Annotated in this window: 20 protein-coding genes; 10 read left to right on the top strand and 10 right to left on the bottom strand. The window is 64.5% G+C overall.

Going from position 1 to position 22,910, the window contains the following annotated elements:
- Positions 1–16: 16 nt before the first annotated feature.
- Positions 17–1,156, top strand: coding sequence for an ABC transporter ATP-binding protein (locus GJ672_RS06615; protein ID WP_154296450.1), 1,140 nt, complete (start codon positions 17–19; stop codon positions 1,154–1,156).
- On the opposite strand, the gene GJ672_RS06620 is transcribed toward GJ672_RS06615, so the two are convergent.
- A complete protein-coding gene (locus GJ672_RS06620) occupies positions 1,153–2,847 on the bottom strand; it encodes an iron ABC transporter permease (RefSeq protein ID WP_229381838.1) in 1,695 nt (564 codons plus the stop codon). The genes GJ672_RS06615 and GJ672_RS06620 overlap by 4 nt on opposite strands.
- Positions 2,848–2,978: 131 nt before the next feature.
- Between GJ672_RS06620 and hisC the strand changes: the two genes are divergently transcribed.
- A complete protein-coding gene (hisC, locus tag GJ672_RS06625) occupies positions 2,979–4,052 on the top strand; it encodes a histidinol-phosphate transaminase (protein WP_154296451.1) in 1,074 nt (357 codons plus the stop codon).
- On the opposite strand, the gene GJ672_RS06630 is transcribed toward hisC, so the two are convergent.
- On the bottom strand, positions 4,049–5,395 hold the full coding sequence (locus GJ672_RS06630) for an MATE family efflux transporter (protein ID WP_229381839.1): 1,347 nt from the start codon (positions 5,393–5,395) through the stop codon (positions 4,049–4,051). The two genes, hisC and GJ672_RS06630, sit on opposite strands and share 4 nt — an antisense overlap.
- Between GJ672_RS06630 and GJ672_RS06635 the strand changes: the two genes are divergently transcribed.
- On the top strand, positions 5,396–6,088 hold the full coding sequence (locus tag GJ672_RS06635; protein WP_229381840.1) for a 7-cyano-7-deazaguanine/7-aminomethyl-7-deazaguanine transporter: 693 nt from the start codon (positions 5,396–5,398) through the stop codon (positions 6,086–6,088).
- Here the strand turns inward: GJ672_RS06635 and GJ672_RS06640 are convergent.
- The 6 genes from GJ672_RS06640 to GJ672_RS06665 form a co-directional block, all read right to left on the bottom strand.
- Positions 6,085–6,477: a GNAT family N-acetyltransferase gene (locus GJ672_RS06640; protein WP_154296452.1), complete on the bottom strand. Its 393-nt coding sequence runs from the start codon at positions 6,475–6,477 to the stop codon at positions 6,085–6,087. The genes GJ672_RS06635 and GJ672_RS06640 overlap by 4 nt on opposite strands.
- Positions 6,478–6,497: 20 nt before the next feature.
- A complete protein-coding gene (serS, locus tag GJ672_RS06645) occupies positions 6,498–7,781 on the bottom strand; it encodes a serine--tRNA ligase (protein WP_154296453.1) in 1,284 nt (427 codons plus the stop codon).
- 13 nt (positions 7,782–7,794) lie between these two features.
- A complete protein-coding gene (gene crcB, locus GJ672_RS06650) occupies positions 7,795–8,178 on the bottom strand; it encodes a fluoride efflux transporter CrcB (RefSeq protein ID WP_154296454.1) in 384 nt (127 codons plus the stop codon).
- 84 nt (positions 8,179–8,262) lie between these two features.
- Positions 8,263–9,561 (bottom strand): replication-associated recombination protein A, encoded by a 1,299-nt coding sequence (locus GJ672_RS06655; protein ID WP_154296455.1) that lies wholly within the window; start codon positions 9,559–9,561, stop codon positions 8,263–8,265.
- Entirely contained in the window at positions 9,558–10,202 is a 645-nt protein-coding gene (lolA, locus tag GJ672_RS06660) for an outer membrane lipoprotein chaperone LolA (protein WP_154296456.1), read from the bottom strand. Before lolA ends, GJ672_RS06655 begins: the two co-directional genes overlap by 4 nt.
- A gap of 7 nt (positions 10,203–10,209) precedes the next feature.
- Entirely contained in the window at positions 10,210–12,558 is a 2,349-nt protein-coding gene (locus GJ672_RS06665) for a DNA translocase FtsK (protein WP_154296457.1), read from the bottom strand.
- Positions 12,559–12,631: 73 nt separating this feature from the next.
- Here GJ672_RS06665 and GJ672_RS06670 point away from each other — a divergent pair, with 73 nt between their 5' ends.
- The 4 genes from GJ672_RS06670 (at position 12,632) to infA (ending at position 15,510) form a co-directional block, all read left to right on the top strand.
- A complete protein-coding gene (locus GJ672_RS06670; protein WP_154296458.1) occupies positions 12,632–13,789 on the top strand; it encodes a GNAT family N-acetyltransferase in 1,158 nt (385 codons plus the stop codon).
- Positions 13,782–14,513: a leucyl/phenylalanyl-tRNA--protein transferase gene (gene aat / locus GJ672_RS06675; RefSeq protein ID WP_154296459.1), complete on the top strand. Its 732-nt coding sequence runs from the start codon at positions 13,782–13,784 to the stop codon at positions 14,511–14,513. The genes GJ672_RS06670 and aat overlap by 8 nt, the downstream gene beginning before the upstream one ends.
- A complete protein-coding gene (locus GJ672_RS06680) occupies positions 14,506–15,228 on the top strand; it encodes an arginyltransferase (RefSeq protein WP_154296460.1) in 723 nt (240 codons plus the stop codon). The genes aat and GJ672_RS06680 overlap by 8 nt, the downstream gene beginning before the upstream one ends.
- 63 nt (positions 15,229–15,291) lie before the next feature.
- Positions 15,292–15,510 carry a translation initiation factor IF-1 gene (gene infA, locus GJ672_RS06685; RefSeq protein ID WP_154296461.1) on the top strand — a complete coding sequence of 73 codons (219 nt, stop codon included), beginning with the start codon at positions 15,292–15,294 and terminating at the stop codon, positions 15,508–15,510.
- Between the two features lie 43 nt (positions 15,511–15,553).
- Here infA and clpA read toward each other — a convergent pair whose 3' ends face one another.
- Positions 15,554–17,824 carry an ATP-dependent Clp protease ATP-binding subunit ClpA gene (gene clpA / locus GJ672_RS06690; protein WP_154296462.1) on the bottom strand — a complete coding sequence of 757 codons (2,271 nt, stop codon included), beginning with the start codon at positions 17,822–17,824 and terminating at the stop codon, positions 15,554–15,556.
- A 51-nt stretch (positions 17,825–17,875) separates the two neighbouring features.
- On the bottom strand, positions 17,876–18,196 hold the full coding sequence (clpS, locus tag GJ672_RS06695) for an ATP-dependent Clp protease adapter ClpS (protein ID WP_154296463.1): 321 nt from the start codon (positions 18,194–18,196) through the stop codon (positions 17,876–17,878).
- A gap of 96 nt (positions 18,197–18,292) precedes the next feature.
- Here clpS and mnmA point away from each other — a divergent pair, with 96 nt between their 5' ends.
- From mnmA to acnA, 3 genes are all read left to right on the top strand, one after another.
- Positions 18,293–19,414 (top strand): tRNA 2-thiouridine(34) synthase MnmA, encoded by a 1,122-nt coding sequence (gene mnmA / locus GJ672_RS06700; RefSeq protein ID WP_154296464.1) that lies wholly within the window; start codon positions 18,293–18,295, stop codon positions 19,412–19,414.
- On the top strand, positions 19,398–20,018 hold the full coding sequence (gene hflD, locus GJ672_RS06705; RefSeq protein WP_229381841.1) for a high frequency lysogenization protein HflD: 621 nt from the start codon (positions 19,398–19,400) through the stop codon (positions 20,016–20,018). The genes mnmA and hflD overlap by 17 nt, the downstream gene beginning before the upstream one ends.
- Before the next feature lie 129 nt (positions 20,019–20,147).
- A complete protein-coding gene (acnA, locus tag GJ672_RS06710) occupies positions 20,148–22,901 on the top strand; it encodes an aconitate hydratase AcnA (protein WP_154296465.1) in 2,754 nt (917 codons plus the stop codon).
- Positions 22,902–22,910 lie beyond the last annotated feature (9 nt).

The following is a 22,910-nucleotide window of genomic DNA, read 5'->3' on the forward strand; positions in this document are numbered from 1 at the left end:
GGCGGAAAATCAGCCCATGAGTGCCAAACCGGACAACCTCGTTTCCCGATTTCCCGCCGGCGGCGTCTCCGCGGTGCGAGCCCCCTGCCCGTCACCGGCCAGCGAGGCCCTCCGGCTGGAGAACATCAGCCACCAGTTCGACACGGTGACGGCGGCGGATGACATCAATCTCAGCGTCGAGCCCGAAGAACTCCTGTGTCTGCTGGGGCCATCCGGTTGCGGTAAGACCACACTGCTGCGGTTTGCCGCCGGCCTGGAGTGCCCCCAGCAGGGCAAGGTCAGCATCGGCGCTCAGGTGATGTCCGACTCCGGCACCAGCGCCTGGACGCCACCGGAGAAGCGCCAGGTCGGGCTGGTGTTTCAGGACGCGGTGCTGTTCCCCCATTTGAGCGTGCTGGATAATGTGGGCTTTGGCCTGCCACGGATTTCGGCTCGCGAACGGGAGCAGCGATCCCGGGCACTGCTGGCGCAGCTGGGGCTGGCGCCCTTCGCGGAGAGCTTTCCCCATGTGCTCTCCGGCGGACAGCAGCAACGGGTGGCGCTGGCTCGAGCTCTGGCGCCGGCGCCACGGATCATGCTGCTGGATGAGCCCTTTTCGGGCCTGGACGCGCGGCTGCGGGATCGCATTCGTGACGACACCCTTCACCTGCTCAAGCGCAACGGCACCGCCACGCTGCTGGTCACCCACGACCCCGAAGAAGCTCTGTTCATGGCGGACCGCATCGCCGTGATGCGGGATGGCCGGATCGTTCAGCAGGGCACCCCCCGGGATATCTACTGCAACCCGCAGGACCCGTTCGTCGTGCGCTTCTTTGGCGACGTCAACGAAGTCCGCGGCGTGGTCAGTGATGGCCGGGTCGAGACGCCGCTGGGGCCGGTGGACGCCGGCCACCTGGCGGAAGGCAGCGCGGCCCAGGTGCTGATTCGCCCGGAGGCGCTCAATGTCGAGCAACAGCCTGGCCCCGCCGACCACAGCGGCAGTCATGTGCTGATGTCACGGCTACTGGGAGGCGCGAGTTTCATCCACCTGTGCGTGCACCAGGGCAATGATGAATTCCACATGCACGCCCACATGCCGGGGGTGTACCTGCCGGAGCGCAATCAGCCGGTGAGCATCCAGCTGGACGCCAGTCAGGTGTTCGTCTTCCCGGCCTAGCCGGCATCATGCCCCGGTCGGGATCGCCGCATCGCCCGACTGAGCAGTATTACCGGAATGATCCCCGCCAGCACGATGGCCAGCGATGCCGTGGACGCCTGACTCAGGCGCTCGTCCGATGCCAGCTCATAAGCCCGGGTGGCCAGCGTGGTGAAATCAAAGGGGCGGAGAATAATGGTCGCCGGCAACTCCTTCATGACGTCAACAAACACCAGAATGCCGGCCCCCAGCAGACTGCCCCGCATGATCGGCGTATGAACCCGCCGGAGTGTGCCGCCGGCGGTGCGACCGAGGGACCGGGAGGCGGCATCCATGGTGGGGGTGACCTTGGTCAGACTGGCCTGCACGGCGTTGTAGGACACCGCCAGGAACCGCACCATGTAGGCATAGACCAGGGCCACGGCCGTGCCGGTGAGCACCAGCCCGACCTCCCAGCCGAACTGGCCATGCATGACTCCGTAGAGCCGCTGATCCAGCCAGCCCAGCGGAATCAGCACCCCGACGGCGATGACCGCGCCCGGCACCGCATAGCCCATGGATGACACCCGCACGAACCCCTGAACCAGCGGCGACGGCGCCAGCCGCACCCCGTAGGACAGCAACACCGCCACCCCGACGGCACCCAGCGCCGCAATGGTGGCCAGGCTGAAGCTGTTGAACACATAACCCATGAATGCCCAGCCCAAACGCTGATCGCCGCCGGTAATGCTCATCTCCAGCAACAACCCCGCCGGCACCAGAAAGCCCACCAGAATCGGCAGCCCACAGGCGGCAAAAGCCAGCCAGCGCCGCGCACCGGTCAATGGATAGCGGGGTAGCTCCCGATAGCGCGAGGAGGTGTGAAAAAACTGGGAGCGTCCGCGGGACACCCGCTCCAGCACCAGCAGCACCAGCACGAACATCAGCAGGATGCCCGCCAGCTGCGCCGCGGCGGTGCGCTCACCGAGCCCGAACCAGGTCCGGTAGATACCGGTGGTGAAAGTATCCACGCCAAAGAACTGCATGGCGCCGAATTCGTTGAGCGTCTCCATCAGCGCCAGCGCGGTGCCCCCGGCGATGGCTGGCCGCGCCAGTGGAACCGCCACCGTGCCGAACAGTCGCCACGGGCCCCGCCCCAGAGTCCGACCCACTTCGAGCACGCACACGGACTGCTCCAGAAACGCCGCCCGCGTCAGCAGGTACACATAGGGATACAGCACCAGCGAGAGCAGCACGATCGCTCCGCCGAGGGAGCGGATCTCCGGAAACCAGTAATCACCGGCACTCCAGCCAAAGAAATCCCGGAGCAGGCTCTGAACCGGCCCGGCAAACTGCAGAAAATCAGTGTAGGCGTAGGCGATCACATAGGATGGCACCGCCAGCGGCAGGAGCAGCGCCCATTCAAAAACCCGCTGCCCGGGGAATCGACACATCACCACCAGCCAGGCCGTGCCAACGCCAATCACCAGCACGCCCAGGCCAACGCCCACCACCAGCGCGGCGGTGTTGAACAGATACCGCGGCAGTACCGTGCTGGCCAGATGGGACCAGACCTCCGGCGCCGGCACGAAAACGTGGGACAGAACGGTAATGACCGGCAAGGCCACCAGCGCGGCGATCACGGCCATGACCAGCGGCCAGATTCCGGTCCGTCGGAAGGCCAGGGCAATGCGAGCGGTAATGGGCAATGAGCGCCGGGCGGTGATGGCCAACTCTCGACTCCTCGGACCTTTCGGTTAACAGGACTTAATTGGTCCAGATAATACGCCACCGGCCACCCTTTTTCAGCCGGCAGAGTCCGTCCGTCGTTACAGCTCGCGGCATCCACGGTATGATTCATCCCATGGGTTACGAGCGCGAAAACATTCGCCGCATGGCGGGTTACACCCCCGGCGAGCAGCCGGACGGTGATCAGGTCATCAAACTCAACACCAATGAGAATCCGCACCCGCCATCGCCGAAAGTCATGACCACCCTGAAGGCAATTGAGGCGGAAACGCTGCGGCGCTACCCGTCGCCGACCGCCGCCACTTTTCTGGCAGCGGCGGCAAGCTACCACGCACTGGCGCCTGATCAACTGGTGGCCACCAACGGCGGCGACGAGTTGCTGCGGCTGGCCATCACCACCTTTGTCGAGCCGGGCCAGCCCATTGGCATCGCCGCCCCCAGCTACTCGCTGTACCCGGTGCTGGCAGACATCCATGGATCGCCCGTTCATGCGGTTGAATTGGCCGATGACTGGTCTGTGCCGGAGACATTCGCCGAGCAGATGAACGCCGCCGGCGCGCCGCTGACGCTGCTGGTCAATCCCCATGCCCCCAGCGGCCGATTGACGCCACAACGGGAGATCGCCGCCATTGCATCGGCGCTGAATGGCGTGTTGCTGGTGGATGAGGCCTACGTGGACTTCGCCGACCCCGGCCATGATGTCACCGGCCTGGTTCAGCACCACGACAATCTGTTGATTCTGCGGACGCTGTCCAAAGGTTATTCTCTGGCGGGGCTGCGCCTGGGGTATGGCATTGGATGCCGGGGACTGATCGCGCCGATGGCCATCAAGACTCGGGACAGCTACAGCGTGGATGCCGTTGCCGATGCCGTGGGAGCGGCAGCGATTGAAGACCAGCGCTACGCCCGCCAGACCTGGCAGTCGGTCCGCGCCGAGCGGGAGCGGGTCATCACGGCGCTGCGGGAACGAAACTTTCAGGTGCCGGACAGCCAGGCGAATTTCTGCCTGGCCCGGCTCCCCGCCAACGCCGCCCGCCCCGCCCGGGATATTCAGGAGGGACTCCGCCAGGAGGGCATTCTGATCCGGCACTTCGACACCGACCGGCTGGCGGACTGCCTGCGTATCAGCATCGGCACCACCGAGCAGAACACTCGACTCCTGCAACGCCTCTGGGAGTGGATGTGCTAATTCGCCGTTGCTGACGGAAACCAACGCCCCCGACGCCAGTCCCGCAGAAAAACACCACCCAGCAGCACACTGCGCGCCAGCGTGAAGGCGATGAAGGCCAGCCAGAGACCGTGATTGGCCAGCGGCTGCGCCAGCCACCACACCGGCAGATAGACCAGGCCGAGGGACAGCAGCATGGTGTCCCGCATGGCCCGGGTCCGGGTGGCGCCAATGAAAACGCCGTCCATGAGATAGCTGACCGCCGCCAGCAGCGGCATGGCGACCACCCATATCAGGTACTCCCCGGCGCCCTCGCGCACCTCGGGGAGATCCGTTAACAGCGCGGCCAGTGCCTCGCCACCCAGCAAATAAATCAGACTGACGCCACCGGCCATGATCAGCGACCACTCCGCCGCCGCCTGCACCACCCGCTGAAAACCCGCCGGATCGGCGGCACCAATGCGCTGCCCCACCAGGGATTCGGCGGCATGGGCAAAGCCGTCGAGTCCGTAGGACGCCAGCAGCACGAACTGCAACAGCACGGCATTCACCGCCAGGGTGGTATCTCCAATGGCAGCGCCCTGGGCATGAAAAAAGGCAAAGGCGAACAGCAGGCAGACCGTGCGAATGAACAGCGCCGAGTTCACCGACAGCAGCCGCCGGTACCCGGCGGGATCACCGAAGACCCCGGTGACCCGCCGCCACTGCATCCCCCGCCAGGCCGCCATTGCCAGCCCGAGGCCAAGCAGTACCGTGGTGTAATCGGCAATGACACTGGCCAGCGCCACGCCATCGGTGGTCATGCCAAACCCCACCACGAACACCAGATCCAGCACGATGTTGACCAGGTTGTTGACCACCATTAGCAGCAGCGTGACCCGGCTGAAGCCACGCCCCAGGAACCAGCCGATCAGCACGTAATTGGCCAGCACCGCCGGTGCGCTGAGGACTCGCAACTGGGCATAGATCTGCGCCTCGGCACTGACCGCATCACTGCCACCGAGCCACCCCAGCCCCAGGGGAATCACCACCGGATGGATGGCGATCAGCAGCACGCCGATCCCGGCCGCCAGCAGAAGGCTCTGCCCCAGCAGCCGTATGACCCCGTCCCGGTCGCCGGCTCCGTGGGCCTGGGCGGTGAGCCCGGTGGTTCCCATGCGCAGAAAACCGAAGCCCCAGAACAGAAAACTGAACAGCGTCGCCCCCAGAGTGACGCCCCCCAGGTAGCGGCTGTCCGGCAGGTGGCCCACCACCGCCGTGTCCACCAGACCCAGCAGCGGTACCGTGATGTTGGAGAGAATCAGCGGCCACGCCAGCGCTCCCACTCGCCGCCGGGCCGAGGCAGTGGTCATGGAGTCTGTCACGTGCTGCTATACTCCGGCGCCATGAAAACCATTACCCCTGAACAATTCCGGCGGGCGCTGTTTATTCTGGCGGCCGCGCACATCACCATCATTGCCCTCAGCAATTACCTGGTGCAGCTGCCCATCAACCTGCTGGGCGTGCACACCACGTGGGGGGCATTCTCCTTCCCGTTCATATTCCTGGCCACGGACCTCACGGTGCGGACCTTCGGCAAGCACATGGCGCGGCGGATCATCTTCTACGCCATGGGCCCGGCGCTGATCATTTCCTATGTGGTGGGCAGCCTGTTCCAGCAGGGCAGCTTTCAGGGAGCGGACGCCCTGCTCAGCCTCAATACCTTTGTGGGTCGCATCGCCATGGCCAGTTTCATGGCCTATGCCCTTGGCCAGCTGCTGGATATCCACATTTTCGACCGTCTGCGACAGGCGGCGCGCTGGTGGGTGGCGCCGGCGGTGTCCACCATATTCGGCAACGCCGCCGACACGCTGGCGTTTTTCAGTCTCGCCTTCTACGCCAGCCCGGACCCGTTCATGGCCGCCAACTGGCCGGAAATCGCCTGGGTGGATTACGCCTCCAAACTGGCGATCTCGCTGCTGCTATTCCTGCCCGCCTACGGATTGGCCTTGGGCTGGCTGCAGCGTCATATCCTGGGGCCGGATGGCCGAGTTCATCTGGAGGCGCCGGCCCGCTAATCGGGTGCGCCGGGACGCTTCGGGTACCAGACCAGGGGCTCGCCCTGGTGGCTGTCATCAATCTGGAAGCCGTGATGGGCGTACCACTGCAGCAACGCTGACTGACCCAGTCCGGTGTGATCGTCGACGTTTGCCTGGCCGAGCAGCGTCACGCCGTGCTGGTCACACAGGCCCTTCAGCCATTCGAGAACGGCGCTGGCCTGCCCCTGGCCCCGCCAGGCCGGATCAGTCTCGATCCGCATCAGCACCAGATAGGCGGACTCCGCCTCCAGCACGGCCCGCACATGTCCGAACCAGCGATAATTGAGCGGTCCGTCCCGATCGGTTTCGGCGGGCTTGGTGCGCGTCAGCCACGCCTGCATTGCCGTATAAACATCACCCGTCGTCATTGCCTGCTCTCCTGGGCCACTCAGGCCGGTTCGAGCCATTGCTGCCCGCCCATATAGGGCTGTAGCACCCGCGGGATGGCCACGCGGCCATCCGCCTGCTGGCCATTCTCGAGAACCGCCACCAGACAGCGTCCCACGGCGACGCCGGAGCCGTTCAGGCTGTGCAGCGGCTCGGGTTTACCGGTCTCCGGCTGGCGCCAGCGGGCCTGCATGCGGCGGGCCTGGAAGGCCTCGGTGTTGCTGCAGGAAGAAATCTCCCGGTACGCCTGCTGCCCGGGTAGCCAGACCTCGATGTCATAGGTTTTGGCCGCGGCGAAGCCCATGTCACCGGTGCAGAGGGTGACCACCCGATAGGGCAATTCAAGGCGCTGAAGGATGGCTTCCGCGTGTCCGGTCAGCCGCTCCAGCGCCTCATAGGAGTCGTCCGGACGGGTCAGCTGTACCAGCTCCACCTTGTCGAACTGATGCTGACGGATCATGCCCCGGGTGTCACGGCCGTAGGACCCCGCTTCGGAACGAAAACACGGACTGTGACAGACATAGGCCCGCGGCAGTGTCTCGGCGTCGAGAATCTCGCCGGCGGCCAGATTGGCCAGCGGGACCTCGGACGTGGGGATCAGGTGCATGGTCTGCTCAGCGTGCTCGATGGCGAACAGATCCTCGGCGAATTTCGGCAGTTGGCCGGTTCCCAGCAGCGCCGTCTCATTGGCCAGATAGGGCACGTAGACTTCGGTGTACCCATGCTCTTCGACATGGCAGTCCAGCATGAACTGCGCCAGGGCCCGATGCAGCCGGGCAATGCCCCCCTGCATGATCACGAAACGCGAACCGGCGAGACGGGCGCCCGCCTCGAAATCCAGCCCACTCAGGTGCTCACCCAAATCCACATGGTCCCGGGGCCGGAACTCGAACCTCGGCGGCTCACCCCAGCGGCGTATCTCGACATTGTCGGCTTCGTCCTTGCCCACCGGCACCGAGGGATGGGGCAGATTCGGCAAACCCAGATGAAGATCCCGCAGCTGAGCCTGCAGGGACTGGAGCTCGGCATCCGCCGCCTTGAGCGCTTCACCCACCGCTGAGACCTGCTCCCGAAGCGGCTCGATGTCCTCGCCCCGGCGCTTTGCCTCACCAATCGCCCGGGAGCGCTCGTTGCGCTCGTGCTGAAGCGACTCGGTGCGGGACTGAAGCTCCCGCCGCCGCGCCTCCAGCGCCGCATAGGTCCTGCTATCAAAAGTGAATCCGCGCCGGGCGAGGGCATCCGCCACGCCCCCGGGACCCTGTCGAAGCATTTTCTGATCCAGCATGAAAAATCGTTTCCTAAAGGGCTCGCGCCATCATGACACCCAGGGCCGCGGCCATCAGGCACACGCCCACACTGGCGAGCACGTAGGCCAGGGCGCGCCCTGGCGAACCGGCCTGCAACAGCGCCAGAGCGTCCAGAGAAAAGGCCGAGAAAGTGGTAAAGGCCCCGAGCACGCCCGCCGTCAGGAAGCTGCGCCACACCGGTGGCAGCACGCCGCGCTCCAGCAGCAACACATAGGCCACCCCCATCAGCAGGCTACCGCTGACATTGACCAGCAATGTCCCCCACGGGAAGCCTGCCGGCAGCAGCCGCGTGCTGGCCAGCAAGGCGCTGAAGCGCATCACCGCGCCAATGGCACCCCCCGCCGCGACGGCAGCAAACTCACCCAGCCCTGGCATGATGTCCACCCGCCCTGTGAAAAGGCCGAGAGTCTACGCGAATCTTGATGACGCTTCTAAGGCAACCGGCGGCGCCGGCGCCGGTCACCGCTCGCGGGCCTGCCGATCCAGCGCCGCCAGGCGGCGAAGCCGCTCGGCGATGCGTTGCTCCAGCCCCCGATCCAGGGGCTGATAGTAATGGCGATGGGCCAACGCCTCCGGCAGGTAGGTCTCGCCCGCGGCATAGCCCTCCGGCTCATCATGGGCGTATCGGTAGGCATGACCGTAGCCCAGCTCCTTCATCAGCCGGGTGGGGGCATTGCGCAGATGCACCGGCACCTCCAGAGAGCCATTCTCACGGGCGTCGGCCATGGCGGCGTTGAACGCCTTGTAGACCGCGTTGCTCTTGGGCACTGCCGCCAGATAGGCCACCGCCTGCGCAATGGCGAGCTCGCCCTCCGGGGAACCCAGACGCTCCTGGGCCTCCCAGGCCGCTACCGCCAGCTGCAGCCCCCGGGGGTCGGCATTACCAATGTCTTCGGACGCCATCCGCACCACCCGCCGGGCAATGTAGAGGGGATCGCAACCGCCCTCGAGCATCCGCGCCAGCCAGTAGAGGGCCCCGTCGGGTGACGAGCCCCGGACGGATTTATGAAGCGCCGAAATCTGGTCGTAAAAAGCATCACCGCCCTTGTCGAATCGCGCCCGGCCACCGGCGGCCGCCTCCCGGATCAGGTCGGGTCCGATGACGGCGCCCGCCTCGGTAAGATCCGCTGCGACTTCCAGCAACCCCAGGGCGATGCGCGCATCGCCATCCGCCACCTCCAGCAACAGCGAGCGGGCATCGGGATGCAGCCCCAGCTGGCGATCGCCCAGACCGCGCTGGTCATCGGCCATGGCCCGATCCACCAGTTCGCCGAGCTCATCCCGCTCCAGAGGCCGCAGCACGTGAACCCGAACCCGCGACAGCAGCGCGTTATTCAACTCAAAAGACGGATTTTCGGTGGTGGCGCCGATGAACAGCAGAGTACCGTCCTCGATGTAGGGCAGGAAGGCATCCTGCTGCGCCTTGTTGAAACGGTGCACCTCGTCGACGAACAGCAGGGTCTGGCGTCCCGCTTCGCGGTTCGCGCTGCCCCGGGCCGCCGCCTCACGGATGTCCTTGACGCCTGCCATGACCGCGGACAGCGTCAGAATATCGGCGTCCACCGCCGCCGCGGCCAGTCGAGCCAGTGTGGTCTTGCCGGTGCCCGGTGGCCCCCAGAGCACCATGGAGTGGGCCCGTCCGGCTTCCAGCCCCTCACGTAGTGGTCGCCCCGGTGCCAACAGATGCCGCTGTCCCGCGAACTCCGACAGTGACCGGGGTCGCAGGCGGTCCGCCAGTGGCCGGGTCCAGTCGGTCATGGCCCCTGGAGAACGTCGGCCTCCGCCGGCGGCGTGTACTCGAAGCGTTCCGGCTCAATCGGCTGGTTGCGGGTGAGATCGCGCAGCTGCACCTCAATGCGGTCGCCCAGACCGGCGTCGATATCCAGCCGTGTCGGCAGTCCGTCATCGAAGGTCAGTCGGATGGTCTGAAAGTCCCAGGCCGGATCCGTGGGGCGAAGCCGGACGGTGTCCGCCGTGTCGCCGGGCTCGATCCGGAAATTGGCCTGCAGATCAGAGAATTCGCCGCTGAGCAGCTGGGCCGCGCCCACCCCCAGCGCCTCCTCGAGGGGCTGGACGGTCACCTGGTCGAGATCCACGTCATGAACCCAAAGGCGCTCCCCGTCGGCCACAATCAGCTGCTCCCAGGGGGACTGGTAATGCCAGCGAAAGCGCTCACCCCGGGCCATCCAGAAATCGCCTTCCGCCGCCTCAACCCGCTCACCCCGATCGTCGTAGGTGTCCTGCTGGAAGCGCCCCTGCAGGGTCTCGGTGCCCTCAAAATAGCGCTCCAGCATGGCCTCGGGATCGCTGGCCCGGGCACCCGCCAGGGTCAGCACCCCTAACCAGGCAACCACGGTGATTAATCCGATTCGGCCAAGATGCAGGCGCCTGGCAGACATTGGCTGATCAATCCTTTGGCGGCGGGGGCGCCAGCACTTCGCGCGCCCCGTTGGACTGAAGCGGCCCGACCACGCCGGCCTGCTCCATCTGCTCCACCAGGCGAGCCGCGCGGTTGTAGCCAATTTTCAGCCGCCGCTGCACGCCGGAAATCGACGCCTTGCGAGTCTCGGTGACAATGCGCACCGCCTGGTCATAAAGCGGGTCGGTTTCCTCATCGCCGAGGTTCACCTCACCGGGCAGAGAACCCAGATTTTCCGCGTCTCCATTACCGCCCTCCAGCATGCCCGGCACGTACTCGGGCTCGCCGGCCCGCTTGAGGTACTCGGCCACCCGGTGAACTTCGGCGTCCGAAACAAAAGCGCCGTGGACCCGCTCCGGGATCCCGCGACTGCTCGGTCCCATATAAAGCATGTCGCCGTGGCCCAGCAGCGACTCCGCGCCCATTTGGTCGAGGATGGTGCGTGAATCGACTCGGGAGGAGACCTGAAACGCCATGCGGGTGGGGATATTGGCCTTGATGAGGCCGGTGATCACATCCACGGACGGACGCTGGGTGGCCAGCACCAGATGGATACCCGAGGCGCGGGCCTTCTGAGCGAGCCGGGCAATCAGCTCCTCAACTTTTTTGCCCACCATCATCATCATGTCGGCGAATTCATCCACCACCACCACGATGCAGGGCATGGGCTCCAGAGCAGGTGCCTCGGGCACCTCGCCGTCAATCGTCGGTTCGATGCGATCGTCCGGCGTGCTCCAGAGGGGATCAGTCAACGGCTCGCCGCGCGCCTGGGCGTCGCGAATCCGCTTGTTGGCGCCGGCGATGTTACGGACGCCCAGCGCCGCCATCAGCCGATACCGCCTTTCCATTTCAGCGACACACCAGCGCAGGGCATTGGCGGCTTCTTTCATGTCGGTGACCACCGGCGCCAGCAGGTGCGGGATGTCGTCATAAACCGATAACTCCAGCATCTTGGGATCAATCATGATCATCCGGACCTGCTCCGGGGTGTTTTTGTAGAGCAGGCTCAGGATCATGGCGTTAATGCCCACGGACTTACCCGACCCGGTGGTGCCTGCCACCAGCAGGTGCGGCATCTTGGCGAGGTCGACCACCGAGGTGTAGCCGCCGATATCCTTGCCGATGGCCAGTGTCAGCGGTGAATTGGCCTTTTCGAAAGATTCCGACCGAATAATCTCCGCCAGGGCGATGACCTGACGATGTTCGTTGGGGATTTCCAGCCCGACCACGGATTTGCCGGGGATCACCTCCACCACCCGAACGGCGGTGACCGACAGCGCCCGGGCCAGATCCTTGGACAGATTGGTGATCTGGCTGACCTTGACGCCCGCCGCCGGCTTGAGCTCGAAGCGGGTGATCACCGGGCCGGGCAGGACCTCGACCACTTCCACCTCGATGCCAAAATCCCGCAGCTTGTGCTCCACCAACCGCGACATGGCCTCCAGCGCGTCCGGTGAGTAGCCCGGCTGCTCGGCGTGGGGCTCGTCCAGCAGCGAGATCGGCGGCAAGGCGCCGGGCATCGGCGGCGCCTCGAACAGCTGGATCTGCTGCTCCTTGCGGGCCCGCTCGCCAGGACGCGATGCCTCCGCGGGTGCCGGCGGTGCGATCGCCGGCTTGGCACGCTTGCTGGCCCGCTTCTCTTCGGTGCGTCTGGCCCGTTCCCGCTCCCGGCGGGCCTGCTGCGCCGCGCGCTGGTCCTGAATCCAGCCGTGCAAAGTGGTGATATGGCGCCCCTGCGCCAGCACCAGTCGCCCCAGGGAGTCCATTAGCGCGATCCAGGAAAGACCGGTGAACAGGGTCACGCCGGCGAGAAATAGTGCCAGCGTGAGGAGCGTTGCCCCGGTGAAGCTGAAAGCGTCCTGCAACCAGTCACCAGCGAGGTTGCCCAGCACGCCACCGGAGCTCAACGGGACGGTGCCGGCCACCGGTTCGATGTGAAGCCGCGCCAGCGCGGTTCCCGCCACCAGGGTGATCAGAAAGCCCGCCAGGCGCGTACCGATGACACCCCAGTGGATCTGTCCATCCTGACGCTGCCAGCGATACAGCAGGACACCCAGCAGGCCGATCAACGCCGGAAACAGCAGCGCCAGATAGCCGAACAGGTAAAGGCTCAGGTCGGACCAGTAGGCTCCAACCAGGCCGCCGGCATTACTGACGCCGGCGGCGGGGCCGGTGTGGCTCCAGCCGGGATCCGCCGGGTTGTAGGTGAGCTGGGCCAGCAGCATGTAACCTGCCACCGCCACCAGAACAAGGAACAGCGCTTCCCGAATCATGCGGCTGATTTGCCGTGAGATCGGGTTGGCCTCGGGTTGCCGCGCTGTCGTCTTGCCTGCCATGGTTCGCAGTGTACAGTAGCTGTCATGCCTTGAGCAGCGGCACCTCGGCCTCGCAAAGACGGTCCTAAACACCATGGAACTTCAGGCAATCCCGGCGATTGGCGACATATCGGCGGCGCAGTGGAATGCCCTCGCCGGCACCGATAACCCGTTCTTGCGGCATGAATTCCTGTCCGCCCTGGAGACCCACGGGGCGGTGTCGCGGGAGAACGGCTGGGCTCCTCATCACCTGCTGCTCTGGCAGGATGGCGAGCTCATGGGGGCCGCGCCGGCGTACCTAAAGGGCAACTCCCGGGGCGAGTTCGTTTTCGACTTCGCCTGGGCCCATGCCTACGAGCGCAACGGCCTCGCCTACTACCCGAAACTGATCATCGCGGTGCCCTACAGCCCGATCAACGGGCCCCGGATGTTGCTGGCGCCGGGCTATCCAGCGGAGGGGCTCCGTCAGGCGCTGGCCGACGGCGCCCGACAGATGGTTGAGGAAATGGAGCTGAGCTCCGTGCACTGGCTGTTTGCCGATGCCAAGGAAATCGAGGCCCTGCAGGATTGTGACTACTCACTGCGGCTCGGTTGCCAGTACCACTGGTACAACGCCGGCTACGCGGATTTCGATGACTTTCTGGCCGGCATGAGCTCAAAAAAACGCAAGAACATTCGGCGCGAGCGCCGGCGGGTGAGCGACCAGGGTCTGCATCTGCGGACACTGCATGGTGACGAAATCGAACCGGATCTGTGGGACGCGCTGCATGGCTTCTACGCCAAGACGTTCTACGAACACGGCAACCTGCCAGTGATCAGTCGCGACTGCTTTGCCGAACTCGGTAAGCAGATGACCGACCGCATGGTGGTGTTCGTGGCCGAGGACGCTGGCCGGCCGGTCGCGGCGGCCATCTGCTTTCGCAGCAGCGATACCCTGTTCGGCCGCTACTGGGGCAGCGAGCGGGATTATGACGGTCTGCACTTTGAGGCCTGCTACTACCAGGGCATCGAATACTGTATCCGCCACGGTCTGACGCGCTTCGAGCCCGGTGCCCAGGGCGAGCACAAAGTGCCACGGGGCTTTCTGCCCACCCTGACCCGCTCTGCCCATCACCTCACGGACGCCCGCTTTCGAGCGGCGGTGGATGATTTTCTGGATCGGGAGCGGCCCGCGGTGCACGCCTTCGCCGCTGATCTCATGCGGGACGCACCCTTTCGCGAGGAGGTTCTGGAGCAGATCAACCGTGACTGACCCGCTGCTGCCCATCCCCTGGCTGAATACCAGCGATGAAATAACGCCCCTGCCGGATCCGGAGTCCGCGATGATCGAGCCCAACGGCTTGCTGGCCATCGGCGGTTCCCTTTCCATCAACCGGCTGGAGGAGGCCTATCGGGAGGGCATTTTTCCCTGGTACGGGCCCGATGAGCCCATTCTCTGGTGGAGTCCGGATCCCCGCGCGGTGATTCCCGTCGATCAACTCCACATCAGCCGGTCACTGCGCCGCGCGCTCAATCGGGCGGACTATCAGGTCAGCCTGGACCGGGCCTTCGAAACCGTGGTGGAGGCCTGTGCCGAACCCCGCCCCGATCAGCCGGGGACCTGGATCACCGACGACATGAAAGCGGCTTATGGCCGCCTTCATCGGGCGGGGCTCGCTCATTCCATCGAGATCTGGCGGGATCAGAGGCTGATCGGAGGCCTTTATGGTGTCTCACTGGGGCGCGCATTTTTCGGCGAGTCCATGTTCAGCCGCGAGCCCAATGCGAGCAAAATGGCCATGGCCTGGCTGTGCGCGCAGCTGCGGGCATGGCAGTTCCAGTTTCTCGACTGCCAGATGCCCACCAGCCATCTGCTCAGCATGGGAGCGCGCTGCCTGCCCCGGCGGCAGTTCCTGATGATGCTGGCGGCCAGCCAGCGACAGGCGACCCGTCGGGGGCCGTGGACACTGGACATCGAGGACTGGCGCCATGAGTGAGTCCCGTCCAGCCAGGGATATCCGCCTGTTCGGGACCGGGCTTCGACCCTGCCCGTACCTGGACGACCGTCTGTCCAACTTCGACTTTGTTGATCCGCGCCTGCGTCCCAGCGCCGCTCTTTATGACGAGCTCCTCGCCCGGGGATTTCGGCGCGGCGGCGAGAACCTCTACCGCACCGCCTGTCCCGGTTGCCAGGCCTGCCGGAGCCTGCGCCTGCCGGTGAATTCGTTCGTCCCTCGGCGGCGGCACCGGCGCTGTCGCCGGGACAACGCCGATGTCCGTTTGGTGAACGTGGGATGGCGGCTGGACCCGGCGCATTTCGATCTGTACTCACGCTACGTGAGGGCGCGTCATCCCGGTGGTGGAATGGATGAAGCCGACCCGGATCTGTACTGGCAGTATCTCACCGCCAGCTGGTGCCCCACGGATTTCCTCGAACTGCGCGAAAACGGACGCCTGCTGGGGGTGGCGGTGACTGATGACACCGGCGGTGCGCTATCGGCGGTCTACACGTTCTTTGACCCGGCCGAGACAGCCCGTGGCCTGGGCACCCTGGCCATTCTCCTGCAGATTGAGGAGGCCCGGCGGCGGGGTCGAAACTGGCTGTATCTGGGTTACTGGATCGAGGGCGCCGCCCGCATGGATTACAAAGCCGGGTTCTTTCCCCATGAGCGTCTGTCCCGGAATGGCTGGGAGCGGGTTTCTGCCCCCTGACGAACTTGGTGAACTCTGGCGGCTGCGCTACACTTCCGGGCTTATTTTCAAGAGCAGGGATTTATGGCGAAGGAAGAGAACATTCGGATGCAGGGCACCATCACCGAGGTGATGCCCAACACGATGTTTCGGGTGGAGCTGGAAAATGGCCACATGGTCACCGCCCACATTTCCGGCAAAATGCGCAAGCACTACATCCGCATTCTCCGCGGCGACACCGTCACGGTGGAGTTGACCCCCTACGATCTCAACAAGGGCCGCATCGTTTATCGGGCGCGCTAGGCGCACCCGATCCTCCGCCGTTACTGTGTCCTGAGGCGGTGGGTTAGTTCACCGCTTCCGGGGCTTCCATCCTGAACGACAGGCCTTCGCCGGCCTCATCCAGCTCAACCCGCACGTGACCGCCATTGGCCAGCCGGCCGAATAGCAGCTCATCGGCCAGGGGACGCTTGATCTTGTCCTGGATGAGCCTGGCCATCGGACGGGCGCCCATTTTCGGGTCATAACCCTGCTCGGCAAGCCAGCTTCTGGCCGGATCGCTGACTTCAAGGGTGACCCGCTTCTCGGCCAGCTGATGGCGGAGCTCTCGAATGAACTTGTCCGCCACCCGCTCAATGACCTCGGGCGCCAGCCCGTTGAACTGAATAATGGCATCCAGTCGATTGCGGAACTCCGGCGTGAACTGCTTGCGGATCACTTCCAGGGCATCACTGCTCTGATCCTGAGGCGTAAACCCGATGGTCCGCCGGCTCTGTTCTTCGGCACCGGCATTGGTGGTCATCACCAGAATGACGTTGCGGAAGTCGGCCTGACGGCCGTTGTTGTCCGTCAGGAAGCCGTGGTCCATCACCTGCAGCAGCAGGTTGAAGACATCCGGATGAGCCTTCTCGATTTCGTCCAGCAACACCACGGAATGCGGGTGTTTTAGCACCTCCTCGGTGAGCAGGCCGCCCTGGTCGAAACCGACATATCCCGGCGGCGCACCGATTAACCGTGACACCGTATGCCGCTCCATGTACTCGGACATGTCGAAGCGGGTCATGTGGATGCCCATGACCTCGGCCAGCTGGCGGGTCACTTCGGTCTTGCCCACCCCGGTGGGGCCGGAGAACAGGAAGCTGCCCACCGGCTTTTCCGTGTCCCGAAGCCCGGCCCGGGACATCTTGATGGTGGCGGACAGGGTGTCGATGGCCGGGTCCTGGCCATAGATCACCCGCTTGAGATCCTTCTCCAGCGTCTCAAGCAGCCGCATGTCCGACGTGGACACCCGTTTTGGAGGAATGCGGGCCATCTTTGCCACGATGGTTTCCACGTCTCCCACCCCGACGGTCTTTTTCTTGCGGGACGGTGGCAGCAGGCGCAGGTTGGCGCCGGCCTCGTCAATGACGTCAATGGCCTTGTCCGGCAGGTGGCGATCGGTGATGTACTTGGCCGCCAACTCTGCCGCCGACTCCAGCGCCGGCTGGGTATAGCGGACGCCATGATGGCTCTCGAACCGGTCCTTGAGGCCGCGCAGTATCTGCACGGTCTCAGGCACCGTCGGTTCGGACACGTCGATTTTCTGGAACCGCCGCGCCAGCGCCCGGTCCTTCTCGAAAATGCCCCGGTATTCCTGATAGGTGGTGGAGCCGATGCATTTCAACTCGCCGCTGGCCAGCATGGGCTTGAGGAGGTTGGAGGCGTCCATCACTCCGCCCGATGCCGAACCGGCACCGATAATGGTGTGGATTTCGTCAATGAAGAGCACGGCATGATCATGCTTCTTGATCTGTGCCAGCAGCCCCTTGAGGCGCTTTTCGAAGTCACCGCGGTATTTGGTGCCGGCCACAAGAGCGCCGAGATCCAGCGAATAGATGGTGGCATCCGCCAGCACTTCCGGCACTTCGCCATCCTCGATCATCTTGGCGAGCCCCTCGGCGATGGCGGTCTTGCCCACGCCGGCCTCGCCGACGTACAGCGGATTGCTCTTGCGACGCCGGCAGAGCACCTGAATGGTGCGCTCGATTTCGTGCTTGCGGCCAATCAGGGGGTCCGTACGGCCCTGCCGGGCGCGGGCATTCAGGTCGGTGGCAAAGCTCTCCAGGGGTTGAGCCCCGCCGGCCTCTTCGGTGGCTTCACCTTCCTGCGGCGCCGAGTCCGGCTCGCTGCCGCCCTCCTCGCCGGACACCTTGGAAATGCCATGGGAAATGAAGTTCACGGCATCCAGCCGGGAAATATTCTGCTTGTGAAGCAGATACACCGCCTGAGATTCCTGCTCCGAGAAGATGGCCACAATCACATTGGCGCCGCTGACTTCCTTGCGCCCGGAAGACTGGACGTGGAGGATCGCCCGCTGCAGCACCCGCTGAAATCCGAGGGTCGGCTGGGTCTCCCGGGTGTCGTTGGGCGGCAGCAACGGCGTGGTTTCGTCCAGGAAAGTCTCCAGATCCTGGCGCAGGGTATCGAGATCCGTCCCGCAGGCCCGCAGCACTTCCAGCGCCGACGGATTGTCAGTCAGCGCCAGCAGGAGGTGTTCCACGGTCAGGAACTCGTGGCGCTTTTCCCGCGCTTCCTTGAAGGCGAGGTTCAACGTGAACTCGAGCTCTTTGCTTAGCATTGGCTTGTCACCTGGAATCCTGTGAATGGGGCCCGGAGGGCCGGTTCCGGTTCAGGCCGGTTCCATCGTGCACATCAGCGGATGATGGTGTTCACGTGCGTAGTCGTTGACCTGGTCGACTTTGGTCTCCGCAATGTCGCGGCTGAAGACACCACATACCCCCTTCCCTCGAGTGTGGACGTGGAGCATCACCTGTGTGGCCTGCTCCCGATCCATGCGGAAGAACGTCTGTAATACCTCTACCACGAATTCCATCGGGGTGTAGTCATCATTGAGCAGAACCACTTGGTAAAGCCGCGGCTGTCTGACTTCCGGCTTGGCTTCTTCGACCGACAGACCGTCATCTTGGTTCGGATCGTTCTCTTCGCTCATGGCTGCGAGTACTTCTACCGGTTACGTGAAGAAATGGGGGCGAGGAAACCAGTTTAAAAGGTCAGACCACGAGGAGCCAATGTTATCCTGAGGGTTATGAGTAATGGTTCCCTGATCATCGTTGGCATGTCCGGCGGCGTGGACTCGTCGGTCACCGCCTGGCTGCTGCAGCAGCAAGGATATCGCGTCGAAGGCCTGTTCATGAAGAACTGGGAAGACGACGACAGCGACACCCACTGCAGCGCTGAAGCCGACCACGCGGATGCCCGCCGGGTGGCGGATCAGCTGGGCATCCCGCTGCACCGGGCGAACTTCGCGCGGCATTACCGAAGCCGGGTGTTCGAGCACTGCCTCGAGGAATTTCGCGCGGGTCGTACCCCCAATCCGGACATCCTCTGCAACCAGCACATCAAGTTCCGTGCGTTTCTCGACCATGCCCGCCGGCTGGGCGCCGATCGGGTGGCGACCGGTCATTATGCGGGGGTCAGCGGCCCACCCGGCCAGCGAAAGCTCCGGCGGGCCCGGGATGCGGCTAAAGATCAGACCTATTTCCTGTATGCCCTGGATCAGGAACAGCTGGAGGCCGCGATGTTTCCCCTGGCGGATTTCACCAAGACGGAGGTGCGCGGGATGGCCGACCAGGCCGGATTCGGCAATCACGACAAGCCCGATAGCACGGGCATCTGTTTTATTGGCGAGCGGGACTTCCGTGAATTCCTGGGCCGCTATATTGCCGCGACACCCGGGGCGGTGGTGAGCGTGGATGGCGAACCGGTGGGCCAGCACACCGGTTTGGCGTTCTACACCATTGGCCAGCGTCGCGGACTGGCGCTCGGCGGCCGAGCCGATCGACCCGGGCTGCCCTGGTATGTGGTGGACAAGGATATGGACCGCAACCAACTGGTGGTGGCCCAGGGCCATGACCACCCGGCGTTGATGAGCCGCGGGCTGGTCGCCGGCGACTGGCACTGGATCGATGGCGGAGGCCCGACGCAGTCCATCCGCTGCACCATGCGGTTACGACATCGCCAGACGGAGCAGCCCGCCGTCCTTCACCCTCTGCCCGACGGCCGCTGGCGACTGGACTTCGACGAGCCCCAGCGGGCGGTGACCCCGGGGCAGTCCGTGGTGGTTTACGACCAGACCGGATGCCTGGGCGGCGGCGTTATTGAGGAGCGGCTCGCCGTTCAGGAGGCATCCCGTGCTGGCGTCGCCTGATCGTGAGCAGACCCTCGCCCTGGCGGCGGTGTTTCAGTCCCTGGCCGGTGTGCGACAACTCGCCGAGCGGGGCCAGCGGGCGACGCAAGACAACCGAGTCGTTCTGCAAGGCCTGGTCGGTGAGTGGCAGGGGTCCACGGAACAACTTTATGGCGGCATCGCCGCCCTGGAAACGGGGCTGCGACAGCTGGTGGATCACCTCTCCCAGCCCACCGATGCCCAGCTGACCCGATACCTGGTCGCCGTCATGCAGCTGGAGCGGCGGTTGCGGCGCAATGGCGCTCATCTGCAAGCGGTTGGCCAGGGCCTGAGCCGTGCCCGAGAGCAGGCGGAATACTTCGGCGCCAATGACCATGCCAGCGTGATCCACCACCTTGCCCAACTGTACAGCGATCAAATCAGCTCCCTGCGGCCACGCATTCTGGTGCAGGGCACGGCGGGTCACCTGCAGGATGACGACAATCAGGCGCTGATCCGGGCCCTGCTGATGGCGGCCATTCGGGCGGCCGGCCTGTGGCGCGCCGCCGGTGGTGGGCGCCTGCAGCTGGTGGTTCGACGACAGGCGCTGGTGGAGGGCGCCCGGGCATTGATTTCCCAAAGCTGATCAGGGGTTTTCGATGCCGGTGACCGCTGTCCTGCGGCATTGCGTCATGTAGAATGTCGGGACAGCGTGGTGCTGGACGTTCAATAAAACGGCGTGCCGAAGACGCACCCTGACTACCCGGGAGGAACCATGAGTAACAGTTACAACGCCCGCCAGACACTGAATGTCGATGGCAAGCCCTACCAGATTTACGGGCTGGACGCGCTCAAGGGCCAGCACGACGTCGATCGACTGCCCTTCTCACTGAAGATCCTCCTGGAAAACCTTCTCCGCAAGGAGGATGGTAAAAACGTCACCACCGAGCAGATTGACGCGCTCTGTCAGTGGGACCCCAAGGGCGGCCCTGGTGAGCAGATTTCTTTCATGCCGGCCCGGGTGGTCCTGCAGGACTTCACCGGCGTTCCCGCGGTGGTTGACCTTGCTGCCATGCGGGATGCCATGAAGAAACTCGGTGGCGATCCCAACCTCATCAATCCGCTGGAGCCGGCGGATCTGGTGATCGACCACTCCGTCATGGTCGACCACTTCGGGGCCTCCAACGCCCTGGATCTGAACCAGCGCATCGAGTTCAAACGCAACGAAGAGCGCTACAAGTTCCTGCGCTGGGGCCAGAAGGCCTTCTCCAATTTCCGGGTGGTTCCGCCGGGGACCGGCATCGTGCATCAGGTCAACCTGGAGTACCTGGCCAAGACCGTGTTCACCAAGGAAACCGATGAGGGCACCTTCGCCTATCCGGACACGCTGGTTGGAACCGACTCCCACACCACCATGGTTAACGGTCTGGGTGTGCTCGGCTGGGGCGTGGGTGGTATCGAGGCGGAGGCCGCCATGCTCGGCCAGCCCATCACCATGCTCATTCCCGAAGTAATCGGATTCAAGCTCTCCGGCCAGCTCCGCGAGGGCGCCACTGCCACGGATCTGGTGCTGACCGTCACCGAGAAGCTGCGCAAGAAAGGCGTGGTTGGCAAGTTCGTGGAATTCTTCGGCGACGGTCTGGACAACCTGCCGCTGGCGGACCGGGCCACTATTGCCAACATGGCACCGGAATACGGCGCCACCTGCGGCATCTTCCCGATTGACGCCGAGACCATCGAGTATCTGCGGGGCTCGGGCCGTGATGAAGAAACCATCGCACTGGTTGAGGCCTATGCCCGCCAGCAGGGCATGTGGCGTGAGACCGGCTCCCGCCATGCCGAGTACAGCGACGTGGTCGAGCTGGATCTCAGTGACGTGGTCCCGAGTATCGCGGGTCCCAAGCGGCCGCAGGACCGGATTGCCCTCACCGATGCCAAGCCGGCTTTCCTGAACTTCCTGGAAGAAGAGCTCCAGGCCCGCGGTGCGATGCCCGACGAGGACGAGGCCCGCTTCGAAGGCGAAGGCGGCGATACCGCGCCGGGCAACAGCCACTGGCATGAGATCGGTGCCGTCAACGTCGAGCAGAACGGCAAGCAGTTCACGCTGAACCACGGCGATGTGGTTATCGCGGCCATTACCTCCTGCACCAACACCTCCAACCCGGCGGTGCTGGTCGCCGCTGGGCTGGTGGCCAAGAAAGCCCATGACCGGGGTCTGACCACCAAACCCTGGGTGAAGACATCGTTTGCGCCGGGATCCCAGGTGGTGCCCGCCTATCTCAACGACGCCGGCCTCATGAAGCCGCTGGAGGATCTGGGCTTTCATGTGGTGGGCTTCGGTTGCACCACCTGCATTGGCAACTCGGGACCGCTGTCGGACGAGATCACCGATGCCATTCGTGAAGGCGATCTCATGGTATCCGGTGTGCTGTCAGGTAACCGCAACTTCGAGGGACGCATTCATCCGGATGTGCCCGCCAACTACCTGGCCTCGCCGCCCCTGGTGGTGGCTTACGCGCTGGCCGGCAATGTGGCCAAGGATCTCTCCAGTGAGTCCATCGGCCATGACCAGGATGGCAAGGCGGTGTATCTCAAGGACATCTGGCCCACCCAGAAAGAGATCTCCGACATCATCGAGGAATACATCAACTCGCGGATGTACCGCGAGCAGTACGCCAACGTGTTCGAGGGATCCAAGGCCTGGCAGCAGCTGCCGGCCGCTGAGGACGAGATCTACGAATGGCCGGATTCCACCTATGTCCGCAACCCCCCTTACTTCGAAGGGATGGGGCTTGAGCCGGGTGAAGTCACCGAAATCCGACAGGCCCGGTGTTTGGTCAAGGTGGGGGATTCCATCACCACGGACCACATCTCTCCGGCCGGCGCCATTAAGGCGGATAGCCCGGCGGGTCAGTATCTGCAGGAGCTCGGCGTCATGCCACAGGACTTCAACAGCTACGGCTCACGCCGCGGCAACCATGAAGTCATGATGCGGGGCACATTCGCCAATGTGCGGTTGAAAAACGAATTGGCACCCGGCACCCAGGGGAGCTGGACCACCTACTTCCCCACCGGTGAGCAGACGTCGATCTATGACGCCGCCATGCGCTACAAGCAGGAGAGCACGCCGCTGGTGGTGCTGGCCGGCAAGGAATACGGCACCGGCTCCAGCCGCGACTGGGCGGCCAAGGGCACGGCCCTGCTGGGCGTGCGGGCCGTGATCGCCGAGAGCTACGAGCGGATCCATCGCTCCAACCTGGTGGGTTTTGGCGTGGTGCCGCTTCAGTTCAATGAAGGCGACAGCGCGGAAAGCCTGGGGCTGACCGGTGAGGAGACCTTCAGTATTGAAAGCCTCGACGCCGAGCCCTCCAGCATCACGGTTCGGGCGGTCACTCCGGATGGCGAAGTGAAAAGCTTCGACGCCAAGGTGCGGATCGACACGCCCACCGAGTGGGAGTACTTCCGCAACGGCGGCATCCTGCACTACGTGCTCCGGGAGCTGGCGCAGCGGTCCCAGCAGGCCGCCTGATCCCCCAGG

Origin of the sequence: Spiribacter sp. 2438, from assembly GCF_009676705.1 — a bacterium.
GTDB lineage: Bacteria > Pseudomonadota > Gammaproteobacteria > Nitrococcales > Nitrococcaceae > Spiribacter.